The organism is Paenibacillus sp. Cedars (assembly GCF_003184205.1).
Classification (GTDB): Bacteria; Bacillota; Bacilli; order Paenibacillales; family Paenibacillaceae; genus Paenibacillus_AQ; species Paenibacillus_AQ glucanolyticus.
The window spans coordinates 5,475,784-5,490,721 of the sequence record NZ_CP020866.1; the positions used below are offsets into that span (position 1 = coordinate 5,475,784).

General features: G+C 55.3%; 11 protein-coding genes. 6 read left to right on the plus strand and 5 right to left on the minus strand.

The window, feature by feature from the left end:
- Positions 1-237: 237 nt before the first annotated feature.
- The gene (locus B9D94_RS26615; RefSeq protein ID WP_148248397.1) at positions 238-1,173 is read left to right on the plus strand and encodes an MORN repeat-containing protein; all 936 of its coding nucleotides are present in this window, start codon (positions 238-240) and stop codon (positions 1,171-1,173) included.
- Between the two features lie 50 nt (positions 1,174-1,223).
- Here B9D94_RS26615 and B9D94_RS26620 read toward each other — a convergent pair whose 3' ends face one another.
- The 5 genes from B9D94_RS26620 to B9D94_RS26640 are packed head-to-tail and all read right to left on the minus strand — an operon-like array spanning position 1,224 to position 4,651.
- Positions 1,224-2,015, minus strand: coding sequence for an energy-coupling factor transporter transmembrane component T family protein (locus tag B9D94_RS26620; protein WP_148248398.1), 792 nt, complete (start codon positions 2,013-2,015; stop codon positions 1,224-1,226).
- Between the two features lie 25 nt (positions 2,016-2,040).
- Positions 2,041-2,904, minus strand: a complete 864-nt coding sequence (locus B9D94_RS26625; RefSeq protein WP_148248399.1) for an ATP-binding cassette domain-containing protein — start codon at positions 2,902-2,904, stop codon at positions 2,041-2,043.
- Positions 2,853-3,725: an ATP-binding cassette domain-containing protein gene (locus B9D94_RS26630; RefSeq protein ID WP_148248400.1), complete on the minus strand. Its 873-nt coding sequence runs from the start codon at positions 3,723-3,725 to the stop codon at positions 2,853-2,855. The genes B9D94_RS26625 and B9D94_RS26630 overlap by 52 nt, the downstream gene beginning before the upstream one ends.
- A gap of 16 nt (positions 3,726-3,741) precedes the next feature.
- Complete coding sequence (locus B9D94_RS26635) at positions 3,742-4,287, minus strand: Gx transporter family protein (protein ID WP_006207762.1); 546 nt, start codon at positions 4,285-4,287, stop codon at positions 3,742-3,744.
- Entirely contained in the window at positions 4,271-4,651 is a 381-nt protein-coding gene (locus B9D94_RS26640; RefSeq protein ID WP_148248401.1) for a NusG domain II-containing protein, read from the minus strand. The genes B9D94_RS26635 and B9D94_RS26640 overlap by 17 nt, the downstream gene beginning before the upstream one ends.
- 137 nt (positions 4,652-4,788) lie before the next feature.
- Between B9D94_RS26640 and B9D94_RS26645 the strand changes: the two genes are divergently transcribed.
- The 5 genes from B9D94_RS26645 (at position 4,789) to B9D94_RS31695 (ending at position 14,870) form a co-directional block, all read left to right on the plus strand.
- On the plus strand, positions 4,789-5,856 hold the full coding sequence (locus B9D94_RS26645; protein WP_148248402.1) for an FAD:protein FMN transferase: 1,068 nt from the start codon (positions 4,789-4,791) through the stop codon (positions 5,854-5,856).
- 59 nt (positions 5,857-5,915) lie between these two features.
- Positions 5,916-6,629, plus strand: coding sequence for a Crp/Fnr family transcriptional regulator (locus tag B9D94_RS26650; protein ID WP_253806056.1), 714 nt, complete (start codon positions 5,916-5,918; stop codon positions 6,627-6,629).
- Positions 6,630-8,650: 2,021 nt separating this feature from the next.
- Positions 8,651-13,540 carry a hypothetical protein gene (locus tag B9D94_RS26655; protein WP_253806197.1) on the plus strand — a complete coding sequence of 1,630 codons (4,890 nt, stop codon included), beginning with the start codon at positions 8,651-8,653 and terminating at the stop codon, positions 13,538-13,540.
- A 36-nt stretch (positions 13,541-13,576) separates the two neighbouring features.
- Positions 13,577-14,389 (plus strand): glycoside hydrolase family 3 C-terminal domain-containing protein, encoded by an 813-nt coding sequence (locus tag B9D94_RS31690; RefSeq protein ID WP_234972767.1) that lies wholly within the window; start codon positions 13,577-13,579, stop codon positions 14,387-14,389.
- On the plus strand, positions 14,343-14,870 hold the full coding sequence (locus tag B9D94_RS31695) for a carbohydrate-binding protein (protein WP_231887979.1): 528 nt from the start codon (positions 14,343-14,345) through the stop codon (positions 14,868-14,870). Before B9D94_RS31690 ends, B9D94_RS31695 begins: the two co-directional genes overlap by 47 nt.
- The last annotated feature ends 68 nt before the right edge of the window (positions 14,871-14,938 follow it).

The following is a 14,938-nucleotide window of genomic DNA, read 5'->3' on the forward strand; positions in this document are numbered from 1 at the left end:
AGGGAGCACAGGGAAACACCTATCTTGCTAGGATAGGTGTTTCCCTGTGCCAGCGAGGGCTGCAAGATGATCTCACCAAAATAATCGTTCAGTCTTCCAATTCATACATATTTTTACCATTTTATAGCTTTACGCCTAATATGAATCTAGTCTATGATTTGACTGGGTAAATCATCCATGGATCGTATACATCGGGCAGTGAAAATCGACGGATCAGAAGAGGGGACTTATTGAAGAGTGCGCAAAAAATACCTGAGCTTTATGACAGTAGCCTTACTATTTCTCTTGTTTGCCCATGAAGAGACCAGGGCTTCAAGCCAGAAAATGAATTTGACTATTTCTAACGGAGTAACCTATTACGGGGAAGTGAAGAATAACAAGCCCCACGGGAAAGGCACCATGAGATGGGGACCCTACAAAGTGTACAGCGGGGATTGGTACGATGGTCAAAGATCCGGCTTTGGCAAGTACATATCGGATAGAGTCTCTGATCATACGATCATCGTCTATGAAGGCGAATGGAAAAACGATCGTCCGAATGGAAGCGGGATTCGCAAAGAAAGCAACCCCGAACTAGAATTCTATAGCATCTCAAAGGGTCTGTTTCAAGATGATGTCTTGACATCAGGTCATTCCATTGTGCAATCGATCGGCGAGATTTGGTTTGAATATCAAAATGGGAACACCTACTTGGAATTTTCCGTCATGGATAACGAGGATGCTGCTGCTGTAATGCATTCCGAACTGGCAGACGGTACCATTGAAATTCTGAAATATTACAAAAGAATAAAGTCAACGCCTGACTTCAAAGGGTTCGAATATGCAAGGAGCGTAGAGGATTTCGGCAGTTCCTCCAGCGAAGGCTTATACAGGCCCGGTGATTATGATCTGATGGAAATCTATACGGGGGTCCATCAATATTACGCTGGCGGGAAGTACTATAGAGCAGAGAATTATAAGAGCGGGAAACTGCTTTCAGCCAAAGACATACTGGAGAAGGGACAGTTCGATGGGAGCCTCCAAAAGAAAATCAAAGATCATAAACATGTCTTGCTACCCTATCTGAGCGAATTCTCAACACTGTTGAAGGAGATTGAAAATGTCCCGGAGTCAACAGGCTGTCGCAATACCTCCACAAGCATATGCGGTTCCTTTCCGATTAAATTCGAGTAACCAACCGCAGTCCCTTAGGGACTGCGGTTTTCTCCATGTTCATGACATACCTACAGCAGTGCAGCAGCGGCCACAGGCAGCAGGAACGCCCCAACAAACAGCGTGTCTCCCCGTTTCCATACGAAGGCCCTGAATCGGCTTCTCGGCGCCCCCAGACGGTATCCTCTCGCTTCCATGGAATCGGCTAGCCCGATAGCGCGGCGGAATGCGCCTGTCGTTACAGGCACCAGCAGGGCAATGATCAGCCGCGCCTTCTCTCTCAGCGGCCGGGACGACAGGTCGAGTCCCCGGGATTGCTGCGCCTTCCACAGACGTTCCGCCTCCTCGAAGATAGTCGGAATGAACCGAAGCGCAATGCCAAGCATCAGTACCAGGCGATCAGTCGGCAGACCGATACAGGTCAGCGGCTTCAGCAAGCTGCCGAGCCCCTGGGCCAGCTGCTCCGGTTGTGTCGTAAAGGTCAGCACCGCAGCCAGCATGATGAAGAGCGCCATCCGCGATGCGGATACGATGCCTTTTTCCAGTCCGCCCGCATACACCTTGAACGCACCCGCATCCAGCAGCTTGCTGCCCCCTGCATCATACAAGAGATGAAATACCAGAATGAACAACATCAGGAACATAAGCGGCTTCATGGCTCGTATGAAGTAGCGGTACGGAATTCCGGTACCTCGGATCACCGCGAGAGTAAACAGCAGCAGCGCGAGTGCACCCATGTACCCGTCCACCATAAACACGGCCACCATAAACAGCGGCATGGCCGCCATCTTAGCACGGGGATCCAGCCGATGGACCCAGGAATCGCCTTCCATGTATCGACCCAGAATGATTTTTCGTTTCATGACTGCCCCTCCCTTCGCTTATGCCCTATGATTGTGATTCGAGAAGCCCAGCATACCAGTCCGCCAGGGCTGCTGCATCCGGCAGCATCTCCGGTGTCTCTATTCCCAGCTGCGCTGCAAGAGTACCTGCTATCCGTACCGAAGACGGAGCCATCAGACCCGCCTCCTCCAGTACCTCCTGCTTGTGCACCAGTTCCCGGGCCGTGCCTTGAAAAATAACCCGTCCGCCCTTGATCACCACGAAATCATCCGCATAGGATACAAGCTCCTCCAACCTGTGAGTAACAACGATCACCGTCTTCCCTTCCGTCTTGGTCAACCCATGCAGCCGCTGCATCAGATCCTCGCGGCTCGCAGGATCAAGGGATGCCGTAGGCTCATCCAGGGCCAGGATATCAGGATCAGCAGCCAGTACAGCCGCCACGGCCGCCTTCCGCATCTGCCCGGAGCTTAGCTTGAAGGGACTCTGTGCCAGCAGTGCCTCATCCAGCCCGACGAAGAAGGCTGCCCGGCGGACCGCTTCGGCGGCTTCCGCTTCACTCCATCCGAAATTAAGCGGCCCGAACAGCAAATCCTTCTCCACCGTATCCTCAAACAGCTGCTGCTCCGGATATTGAAACACCAGCCCCACTCTTTGCCGAAGCTTGGGAGGGATCTTCCTGCTGTCGCCTGATTCAAGGTTGAAATCCAGAATGCGAACCAGCCCCTCATCTGCCCGCATCAATCCGTTCATATGCTGAAGCAGCGTGGATTTTCCCGAACCCGGTGCGCCGAGGACAGCAATCATTCGTCCTTCTTCCAGCTCCAGATTCAGCCCGTCCAGTCCAAGAATCGTGGTCATCCCCCGGTCCCGGTAGCGGTAAGAAACCTCTTCGAATGATATAACCATAACGCCTCCTGCACCTCCTTCTCCCTGACAAGCTCACCGATATCGATCCCACGCTCTTTCAGCTCCCTGCACAGCTGAAGAGCAAATGGAGCCTTCAGCCTGCACCGCTGGAGCAGGTCCTCTCGCAGAAGCAGCTCCCTCGGACTGCCGTCTGCTGTGACCATTCCGCCATCCAATACGATCAACCGGTCGGCTTCAGCCATCTCCTCCACATCATGGGTGATGGAGATCAGGGTATACCGGCCATCTGCATGCATCGCTCTCATGGAATCCAGCAACTCGTTCTTGGACTTCTCATCCAGCATGGAAGCCGCCTCGTCCAGGACCAGTATGGAAGGCTCCATGGCCAGTACAGCAGCAATGGCGGACCGCTGCTTCTGTCCGCCGGACAGGGTTGCCGGATGGCGTTTTAACAGATGGACGATATCCAGCCGTTCCGCATAGGTCTGAATTCGATGCTGCATCTCTTCCCGGCTCAGACACAGATTTTCCAGGCCGAACGCGATATCGTCTTCCACGGTCAGGCCGACAAATTGATCGTCGGGATTGGCGAATACCATGCCGATATGGCGCCGAATGTCGCCCAGCGTACGGCCGCTTTGCTCCAGACCATCGATGAGAATGCGCCCGCGGCTCATGAGAAGCAGGCCGTTTAACAGCCGGATGAGCGTGGACTTCCCGGCCCCGTTCCTTCCGGCGATACAAACCCACTGCCCATGTGGAATAGCCAGCGAGACGTCCTTGAGCACATTCGTGCAGCCTTGTCCGTAGTACACATGCTCCAACAGGACGGCATGCTTTGATTTATCGATTGTGCCCATGCCCTTCGCCCCCTCCTTAGCTTTCCGCATGAAACATGCCAAACGGATCAATCCGTCTCAGGGATTCAATCAGATGTTTAGCAGCCCATCCGACAAAAATCCCCGTTACCACCCCTGCCCCGAGCAGGAACGGCAGGTAAAAGTATATTTTCGTTGTACCCAGTACGAGCGAGGCTGCCGTCAATTGGCCGATATTATGAGCTACGCCTCCCGCGATGCTCACGCCGGTCAGACTGAAATTGCTTCCGCCGAGCCGGAGCATGACATACATCACCAGGAAACTGCCCAGAGCCCCAAACATGCTGAACATAAAAGTCGAGAAACTTCCCAGTATAAAGGCGGTCAACAAGGTTTTTAGAACAATGAGCCACAGGGCATCCTTCCCCCCAAGGCAGACCAGACAAGTCAGTACGAGAATATTGCCAAGTCCCAGCTTGGCACCGGGTATCGTAACCGCGAACGGAATCAATGCTTCCACGATGCCAAGCACCACCGATAATGAAGCACAAATGGCGATCACGATCAGTTTGCGCAGCGCATAGGGATCAGGAGACAACGGCATCGGGCTCACTTCCTTCAGCTTGATCTCCGGTTACTTCCACAAACACGCGATTGGGCAAGCAGACAATGGTGTCATGGACATCATGGACGTGACCGAAGCCAACGCAGAGCTGGTCCGGACAATCCGACTCAACCATCTCGATTCCCTCGCGCGATATTCTCAGAAGGTTATGCCCCCGCTCTGTACGGATTTCTATATCCTGCGGTTCCTCCGTAAGTGCCACCGTATCATAATGCTTGCCGTTCACCTCGATCATGGCATAGGTTCCTTTCGCCGTTCCGTCTTCTCCCATAAACCTGGACAATCCAAACCAGGCGACAACGGCTATCAGTACGAGCGCTATTCCAATATCTCCGCGTTTCATCAGCATCTCTCCACTCCGCTTTGCTTATCTTCATTATCAGGCCAACACCAAGTGCCAGAAATGATTTTTCTCACATTCAGCACGATAAGGGTCTGATACGCTGGAATCATCAGAATCGAAGAGGAGGAGGCCCTGCCATGTACCGCACGTTTTTTTCCTTCGGCAGTAAACTGGTCATGTCCGCCATCCTGTTAATAGGTTTAATAGGATGTGCGTCCACAACGGATCGGAAGGAAGCAGCCGTAAGCACTGCACCGGCAACCGAACGTTATTTTATATTCGACACGATTGTAAGCCTGCGTGTTTATGACGAACGAATGACATCCCAGCATTTCGATGAGGTGCGCGGACTGCTGGAGCAAATCGACCAACGAATGAACCGGCTGCTTGCAGGCAGCGAGATTGATCAGGTCAATCAGGCAGCAGGGGCTTCTGCTGTAAGCGTCTCAGAGGAAACCTTCAAGGTTGTTCAGACAGCCGTTGATTACGCAGCAGCTTCTGGCGGGCATTTCGACCCGACCATCGGACCGATCGTCGATCTATGGGGAATAGGCAGCGAGCATGCGGCCGTGCCAGAGGATCGTAAATTGACTGCGGCAATGCAGAAAATTGACTACAAGAATGTGACCTTGGAACCGTCCTCACACGCCATCATGCTGAAGAAAAAAGGCATGTCGCTTGATCTCGGCGCAATCGCCAAGGGCTATGCCGCCGATGTGATCGCGGATTATTTGCAGCAGCAGGATTTCAAATCCGCCATTATCGATCTAGGGGGCAATGTCCTCGCGATGGGTGCAAAACCGAACGGTTCCCCCTGGAATATCGGTATTCAGGACCCCGGGGAACAACGCGGACAGCACCTGGGCACCCTTGAGGTCGTGAATAAAACCATTGTCACCTCCGGTGTATATGAACGGTTCTTCGAATCTGAGGGAAACGTGTATCACCATATTCTGAGCCCCTTCACCGGCTATCCGGTTGATAATGACCTGCTCAGTGTAACGATTGTGACCGAGACGTCCATGGACGCGGACGCCATGTCAACTTCCGTCTTCTCGCTCGGTCTTGCGGAAGGACGGCGGTTCATTGAGAGCCGGGACGATGCTGAGGCTATTTTTGTCACCAAGGACCATCAAATCTATCTCACCTCAGGCCTTACCGAAACATTCAATCGGACCAACGACGATTATCAGCTTGCCGAATAAGCTTACGGAAGGAGAAGATCGTATGAAACAGAATAGGGGCACCAGGTCCGATTCAAGGGATGGAGGGTTGTTTCCCGCGGGCACTTCCCCTCGTCTACTCACCGCCGCATCTCGCTTTAATCCGAGAGATTGCGGAGCCTGTCCGATTGTTGGCCGGCGATTATTTATATCAGGAGAACGATCCTGCTGACCAGCTGTATTTTGTTCATCGGGGAAGCTTGAAAGTGTCCAAGCTGCTTGAAGGAGGACTGTCAGCGACATTGTCCCTTCATATCCCCGGCGATCTGTTCGGTGAACCCGACCCGTTCGGGCGAGCCGTCCATCAATTCGAAGCCAAGGCGCTGGAGGATAGCGAGGTTGGGGTAGTACCGCAGACGGAGCTGGATAAAATCATCCGCACCAACGGCGACTTTGCCCTGGAATTCATGGGCTGGATGGCGCTTATGCACCGCACGACACAGAGCAAATTGCGTGATCTGCTGCTGCATGGTAAATCCGGCGCATTATGCTCTCTGCTGCTCCGTCTGTACAATATGTACGGCACGAATGGAGCAGGCAAGGACAGCAGAGCCATAATCAGCAAGCGGATAACGAATCTGGAAATGGCGGAGATGATCGGTTCAACCCGTGAAAGCGTCAATCGCATATTGAACGAGCTCAAGGAACTGGGCGTAATTTCAACCGAACGGGGACGCATTGTTCTGAATGATCCCGAGTATTTGCGAAATATTTGCCACTGCGAGGAATGCCCCAAGGAAATATGCCGAATGTAACGAATAGCCTGAATGCCAGATTGGCAGCGATACCACCAACAAACCGGCGCTTCCTCGTGAAGCTGCCGGTTTGTTGTCATTGTCATGATAGCGGAATGAAATTTTCACATGAAAACAACGCTAATTAGTGATGTATTCTGACTCTTCCCTCGCACGCTATCATAGAGTGGGTCCACAACAGCAGCTAGCAGATCTGAAACTGCCCTGTGTATTTCTGATAGCGTTTCCAATTCAATTATGCATAGAAATGAGGTTTTGCCCCATGACGTATCCATTTCAAAATCCGGACCTTCCGCTGGAAGAGAGGGTGAATAGGATCAACCTGAACTGCATAGCAAGAATTCATCAGATGTGCTTATTTCCCGGCTCAATCACCAGATTATTTTGGAAGTATAAGACTTCTAATCATTCGTATGGTTATGAAAGATAAAAGCCGTCATCAATGGCCTGCCTATGAGCGCCAGATACAATCTGGTGGTCTTTTTAGTTTTTGCACTAGGAAGGTTTACATATTTACAAAATACAAAAAACACATTAGATTTCTTCCATCAGTATTTTATTAAAAAATAACCCGTTGGAATTGATCATCAGCGGGTTTTCAAAATTCAATTTTTTAACATATAGATCAACCGATTTGACATACCAGGAAGATGACCGTCACTTGCTAATACAGTCTTACATAAAATAAGACCCACCCACGCATTCACGTGACAGTAGGTCTTATTTCGAGTTTAGAGGAATTTCATCTATTAGTTCCGACCCCGTATTCTTAACGTTTCCTACTGCAGCAGAAACGGGGTAGGAACGCATTTAAGCTGCAGGGAAAGGAGATAACAGTTCTTGCCCTTACCCTTATGCTGCAGAATATTAAAAGCGACATAGATTAGTCCTGGTGTTCGATCCATTTTTAGGATTTGATAAAAATCTGGCCATCGTTGCATCAAAGTCTGGTTTACCGGTAGTTATATCACACGCCACAAATTCTCTGTCCAGAGTCGTTCCTTTACCAGTTGCTCTGGCGGCTGCTTGAGTAATTTGCTGGTATCGATAACTCACATCATTTTGATGCCGTGTATATAATAACTTGCTCCTCTATATCTAAGATTCCCCTAATACCATCTATTTTCAATTCGGCAATGTGATCCTTTGCAGGTTCATTTAAAATAAGTCCGTGTTAAGAAAGATGAACTGCCTCAATAATACGTGGGGAAGTTCTGAATTTGTTGCTCTAAGATGCCAAGCGTCGTATTCGTCACTGGAGAAAATTGCACACCCTTTTTTATTCAATATGAGGTTGTACAAATATAGAATTTATCAAATGTCGATGAGTCACCTCATACATATTACAAGTAAGATGTTAAAAGCGTGGAGGTGAGAAAAGTCTGAAAAAAATCAAAGCAATCCGGCGCACACGGTCGAATATCAGGCTGATTCAGAAAAAAATCAAACTTAATCGTAGGTTGATTCGGAATTTGAAGCGTGCGTTGTATCAAAACCGAAGGCATGCAGTTTTTAAAAGAAATAGGGATAAAGCAATAAGAAAAAGGAGGTTTTCAAATAAAAGAAAACAATGCAATCTTGTTCGCAATAAAAAATACATTAGAGGACCAATCGGTTTTCCTGGAGCCATCGGAGCAACGGGACCTACAGGTATAAGCGGTCAGCAGGAGGGAATAGGTTCAACTGGGGCACAAGGTACTAGAGGTGCGACAGGTGCGACAGGTGCGACAGGCATTGGACTCAGCGGGATTGTTCTCTTTGATCCTGCTACAAGTGGACTGTATTCCCAAGGACAAGTGGTCACTTATAACGGAAGCACCTATATTGCAAACGTTTCTTCACCTATAGGGATACCATCAGAATCGCCAGATTATTCCTTGATTGCAGAAGCAGGTGTCGGACTCAATGGAGTAATTCCATTTGATCCTGCATTAAGTAATAGTTATCCAGCGGACCAGGTGATTACCTTTAATGGAAGTACTTATTTGACGAATGTTGCCGATCCCGAAGGTTTACCCGGAATGTCTCCAGATTATATGCTACTCGCAGCAAGAGGAGATACGGGCATAACCGGGGCTACTGGTGCAACCGGCGCGACTGGCGTTACCGGAGCCGCGGGCGTTACCGGAGCTACGGGTATAACCGGGCCTACAGGTGCAACGGGAGCTACGGGCACAATTGGGGCCACGGGCGAAACGGGAGCTACGGGCTCAACCGGAGCCACGGGCGTTACCGGAGTCACAGGTACAACCGGAGCCACGGGCGTTACGGGAGCTACGGGCTCAACCGGAGCCACGGGCGTAGCCGGAGCCACAGGTGCTACTGGAGCCACGGGCGTAACGGGAGCTACGGGCACAACCGGAGCCACGGGCGTTACCGGAGTCACAGGTGCAACTGGAGTGACTGGCGTAACGGGAGCTACGGGCACAACCGGCGCCACGGGCATAACCGGAGCCACGGGCGTAGCCGGAGCCACAGGTGCTACTGGAGCCACGGGCGTTACCGGAGTCACAGGTGCTACTGGAGTGACTGGCGTAACTGGAGCTACGGGCATATCGGGAGCGACTGGCGTAACAGGAGCTACGGGCGTAACCGGGGCTACTGGCGTAACTGGAGCCACAGGCGTTACCGGAGTGACTGGCGTTACCGGCGCCACTGGCGTTACGGGAGCCACGGGCGTTACCGGAGCCACGGGCGTTACCGGCGCCACGGGCGTTACCGGCGCCACGGGCGTTACCGGGGTCACTGGTGCAACGGGAGCGACTGGCGTTACCGGAGTCACAGGTGCAACCGGAGTGACTGGCGTAACTGGAGCTACGGGCATATCGGGAGCCACAGGTGCAACTGGAGCGACTGGCGTTACCGGGGCCACGGGCGTTACCGGAGCCACGGGCGTTACCGGAGTCACAGGTGCAACTGGAGTGACTGGCGTAACTGGAGCTACGGGCATATCGGGAGCCACAGGTGCAACTGGAGCGACTGGCGTAGCCGGGGCCACAGGTGCCACTGGAGCCACAGGCGTAACGGGAGCTACGGGCACATCCGGAGCCACGGGCGTTACCGGAGCCACGGGCGTTACGGGAGCCACGGGCGTTACCGGAGCCACGGGCGTTACCGGAGCCACGGGCGTTACCGGAGTCACGGGCGTAACGGGAGCTACGGGCGTTACGGGAGCCACGGGCGTTACCGGAGTCACAGGTGCAACTGGAGTGACTGGCGTAACCGGGGCCACGGGCATAACCGGAGCCACGGGCGTTACCGGAGCTACGGGCACAACCGGCGCCACGGGTACAACCGGAGCCACGGGCATAACCGGCGCCACGGGCGCAACCGGGGCTACGGGCACAATCGGGGCCACGGGCGTTACCGGAGCCACTGGTGCAACGGGAGCGACTGGCGTTACCGGAGTCACAGGTGCAACCGGCGCCACGGGCGTAACGGGAGCTACGGGCGTAACGGGAGCCACGGGCGTTACCGGAGTCACGGGCGTTACCGGGGCTACTGGCGTTACGGGAGCTACGGGCGTTACGGGAGCCACGGGCGTTACCGGAGTCACAGGTGCAACTGGAGTGACTGGCGTAACTGGAGCTACGGGCATATCGGGAGCCACAGGTGCAACTGGAGCGACTGGCGTAGCCGGGGCCACAGGTGCTACTGGAGCCACTGGCGTAACGGGAGCTACGGGCACATCCGGAGCCACGGGCGTTACGGGAGCCACGGGCGTTACCGGAGCCACGGGCGTTACCGGAGTCACGGGCGTAACGGGAGCTACGGGCGTAACGGGAGCCACGGGCGTTACCGGAGTCACAGGTGCAACTGGAGTGACTGGCGTAACTGGAGCTACGGGCATATCGGGAGCTACAGGTGCAACTGGAGCGACTGGCGTTACCGGGGCCACGGGCGTTACCGGGGCTACTGGCGTTACCGGAGCCACGGGCGTTACCGGAGCTACGGGCACAACCGGCGCCACGGGCATAACCGGAGCCACGGGCATAACCGGAGCCACGGGCATAACCGGAGCCACTGGCGTTACCGGAGCCACGGGTGCAACTGGAGTCACGGGCGTAACGGGAGCGACTGGCGTAACCGGGGCCACGGGCGTTACCGGAGCCACGGGCGTTACCGGGGCCACGGGCGTTACCGGGGCTACTGGTGCAACGGGAGGCACTGGCGTAACGGGAGCCACTGGCGTTACCGGAGCCACTGGTGCAACTGGAGTCACGGGCGTAACGGGAGCTACGGGCGTAACGGGAGCCACGGGCGTTACCGGAGTCACAGGTGCAACTGGAGCGACTGGCGTAACCGGGGCCACGGGCATAACCGGAGCCACGGGCGTTACCGGAGCTACGGGCACAACCGGAGCCACGGGCATAACCGGCGCCACGGGCGCAACCGGGGCTACGGGCACAATCGGGGCCACGGGCGTTACCGGAGCCACTGGTGCAACGGGAGCGACTGGCGTTACCGGAGTCACAGGTGCAACCGGCGCCACGGGCGTAACGGGAGCTACGGGCACAACCGGCGCCACGGGCGTTACCGGAGCCACTGGTGCAACGGGAGCCACGGGCGTTACCGGAGCCACTGGTGCAACTGGAGTCACTGGCGTAACGGGAGCCACGGGCGTTACCGGGGCTACTGGCGTAACTGGAGCCACGGGCGTTACCGGAGTGACTGGCGTAACAGGAGCCACGGGCATATCGGGAGCCACTGGTGCAACTGGAGCGACTGGCGTTACCGGCGCCACGGGCGTTACGGGAGCTACGGGCACAACCGGAGCCACGGGCGTTACAGGAGCCACAGGTGCTACTGGAACCACGGGCGTTACGGGAGCTACGGGCGTTACCGGAGTGACTGGCGTTACCGGAGCCACGGGCGTTACCGGAGCCACGGGTGCAACTGGAGCCACGGGCATAACCGGCACCACGGGCGTTATGGGAGCCACGGGCGTTACCGGGGTCACTGGTGCAACGGGAGCTACAGGCGTAACGGGAGCCACAGGCGTAACGGGAGCCACAGGTGCAACGGGAGCGACTGGCGTTACCGGAGCCACAGGTGCTACTGGAGCCACGGGTGTTACGGGAGCTACTGGCATCTCGGGAGCCACAGGTGCAACGGGAGCGACTGGCGTAACAGGAGCCACGGGCGTAACCGGGGCTACTGGCGTAACGGGAGCCACTGGCGTTACCGGAGTGACTGGCGTTACCGGAGCCACGGGCGTTACGGGAGCCACGGGCGTTACCGGAGCCACGGGCGTTACGGGAGCCACGGGCGTTACCGGGGTCACTGGTGCATCGGGAGCTACAGGCGTAACGGGAGCCACAGGTGCAACGGGAGTGACTGGCGTCACTGGAGCTACTGGCGTCACTGGAGCTACTGGCGTAACGGGAGCCACGGGCGTAGCCGGAGCCACAGGTGCTACTGGAGCGACTGGCGTTACCGGGGCTACTGGCGTAACTGGAGCCACGGGCGTAACCGGAGTCACAGGTGCAACCGGCGCCACGGGCGTTACCGGGGTCACTGGTGCAACTGGAGTGACTGGCGTAACTGGAGCTACGGGCACAACCGGCGCCACGGGCATAACCGGAGCTACGGGCACAACCGGCGCCACGGGCATAACCGGAGCTACGGGCACAACCGGCGCCACGGGCACAACCGGCGCCACGGGCATAACCGGAGCCACGGGCATAACCGGAGCCACGGGCGTAGCCGGAGCCACTGGCGCAACCGGCGCCACGGGCATAACCGGAGCCACGGGCACAACCGGCGCCACTGGTGCAACTGGAGCCACGGGCGTAGCCGGAGCCACAGGTGCTACTGGAGCCACGGGCGTAACGGGAGCTACGGGCATATCGGGAGCCACAGGTGCTACTGGAGCGACTGGCGTTACCGGGGCCACGGGCGTTACCGGAGTTACCGGGGTCACTGGTGCAACGGGAGCTACGGGCACAATCGGGGCCACTGGTGCAACGGGAGCTACAGGCGTAACGGGAGCCACAGGTGCTACTGGAGCCACGGGCGTTACGGGAGCTACGGGCATATCGGGAGCCACTGGTGCAACGGGAGCGACTGGCGTTACCGGAGCCACGGGCGTTACGGGAGCCACGGGCGTTACCGGGGTCACTGGTGCAACGGGAGCTACAGGCGTAACGGGGGCTACGGGCACAATCGGGGCCACTGGCGTAACCGGAGCCACGGGCATAACCGGAGCCACGGGCATAACCGGAGCCACGGGCGTAGCCGGAGCCACAGGTGCTACTGGAGCCACGGGCGTAACGGGAGCTACGGGCATATCGGGAGCCACAGGTGCTACTGGAGCGACTGGCGTTACCGGGGCCACGGGCGTTACCGGGGCCACGGGCGTTACCGGGGCCACGGGCGTTACCGGAGCCACGGGCGTTACCGGGGTCACTGGTGCAACGGGAGCGACTGGCGTTACCGGAGCTACGGGCACAACCGGCGCCACGGGCGTTACCGGGGCGACTGGCGTAACCGGAGCCACAGGTGCAACGGGAGCTACAGGAGTATTCCAGCAATTTCAAGTATCCGTGAATACTCCTAACACCTCTGGGAGCTCTGCAATTTTGCTAACTGCAGCACCGACAACGCTTAAAACAATTACCGTTACGTCCATTCCTGCAGGGAGCAGGGTATGGTTAACAGGAATAGTTGGTTGGGAGGCGACTGCAGGAACCTCTTCTATTCAGTTACAGATTCTTCGAGGAGCAACTGTTATCTTCAGTACGAATGCCCATGCTGCAGCCAATAGTGCGTTTGCAACAACAAACGTTAACCACGTAGATACAACACCAGGGACTGGAAATGTCACGTATTCATTAATTGCTGTAATGTTAGTGGGAACCGGTACGGCAGTAGGCGGAATAACTTTTACAGGCTCTTTAATCAATCCTTAACAAAGTGAACAAGGAGATTGTTTTGGGCATTGAGTGATGGTTTATAAAATTGCTTGTGAAACAGCTTACGCTTCAGCGGTAACAGCAGCAGTGGCAACAGCTCTGCAAGAGATGAATGCAATTATAGATGCAAAGACAGATGTTAACCATTTTGAGTTTAATCGTTTTATCGTTCAAGAAGGTCGTCTGACAGAAGCATTCCGCTTCGAAACTCAGCCTGGCGGTACTGCCATCATGAAGTCCTGGGAAGTAAATCAGCAAGCTTTAATTCGGGCGGTGCATGCAGCCAATCCGAATACGGTAGTCGTCATCGTCGGCGGGTACCCGTTTGCCGTGAACTGGGAGCAGGAGCATGTGCCGTCCATCGTCTTTACGTCCCATGCCGGTCAGGAGCTGGGGTATGCGGTCGCCGACGTGCTGTACGGGGATTACAATCCGGGTGGACGCTTGAATATGACGTGGTACCAATCCAGCGAGCAGCTTCCGGATATAATGGATTACGACATCATCAAAGGAAAACGGACCTATCAATATTTCGAGGGGAATGTGTTGTACCCGTTCGGTCACGGTCTCAGCTACTCCCACTTCAGCTATAGCGGCCTGGCGTTAAGCCAATCGAACATCCGGGCCGATGGCCAAGTGACCGTCACGCTGGTTGTGAAGAATGAAGGTCATCTGCCCGGCGATGAGGTCGTTCAGCTGTACGTAAAGGCTGATTCCTCTCGTGTCATCCGACCTCTCAAAACCCTGAAAGGCTTCCGCCGCATTCACCTCCAGCCAAACGCTTCGGAAACGGTAAGCTTTGAGCTTAAAGCGGGGGGACCTGGCCTTCTGGGATGTCACCCGTGATCGCTACTGTGTGGAGAGCGGCAGCTACACCCTCATGGTCGGACCGTCCTCCGGTCAAGTAGCTGAGACGGCCGTTCTTCAAATCGCAGGTGAAACCATTCCACCACGTTCCCTGCTGGAGCCCGTTCGAGCCGTGAATTATGATGACTATCAAAATGTCTTCATAGACGAATGCCGTGAAGGCGGCGAAAGCATACGTATGGCTGGTGATTCGGGATGGATCGCTTTCCATGACGTGAGCTTCGATGAAGCCTTCACCGCATTTGAGGCCAGGGTGAGCGGACACATCAAGGGCGGCGAAGTCATCGTAAGAACAGGCAGCCCCGACGGTCCCGAGGCCGGGAGCTGCAGGGTCCCTCCTACCGGAGGACGCCAAGCCTGGACAACCGTCAAGGCTCCTCTGACAGGATTAGCGGGAAGGCACAACGTATTTCTTGCCTTCACCGGCGAGGTACAGATCAGTTGGTTCCGTATAACATAGACTGTAAAAAATGGTAGCGGTAATTCACCCAGCATGCATATAACCAGTCCTGCTAACATGACATAGTT

Excerpts from the sequence above, each read along its gene's own strand:
- B9D94_RS26620 (WP_148248398.1), bottom strand. The coding sequence starts at position 2,015 with ATGAAACGAAAAATCATTCTGGGTCGATACATGGAAGGCGATTCCTGG.
- B9D94_RS26640 (WP_148248401.1), bottom strand. The coding sequence starts at position 4,651 with ATGAAACGCGGAGATATTGGAATAGCGCTCGTACTGATAGCCGTTGTC.
- B9D94_RS26655 (WP_253806197.1), top strand. The coding sequence starts at position 8,651 with ATGTCTCCAGATTATATGCTACTCGCAGCAAGAGGAGATACGGGCATA.
- B9D94_RS26650 (WP_253806056.1), top strand. The coding sequence starts at position 5,916 with ATGGAGGGTTGTTTCCCGCGGGCACTTCCCCTCGTCTACTCACCGCCG.
- B9D94_RS26635 (WP_006207762.1), bottom strand. The coding sequence starts at position 4,287 with ATGCCGTTGTCTCCTGATCCCTATGCGCTGCGCAAACTGATCGTGATC.
- B9D94_RS26625 (WP_148248399.1), bottom strand. The coding sequence starts at position 2,904 with ATGGTTATATCATTCGAAGAGGTTTCTTACCGCTACCGGGACCGGGGG.
- B9D94_RS31690 (WP_234972767.1), top strand. The coding sequence starts at position 13,577 with ATGGTTTATAAAATTGCTTGTGAAACAGCTTACGCTTCAGCGGTAACA.
- B9D94_RS26645 (WP_148248402.1), top strand. The coding sequence starts at position 4,789 with ATGTACCGCACGTTTTTTTCCTTCGGCAGTAAACTGGTCATGTCCGCC.
- B9D94_RS26630 (WP_148248400.1), bottom strand. The coding sequence starts at position 3,725 with ATGGGCACAATCGATAAATCAAAGCATGCCGTCCTGTTGGAGCATGTG.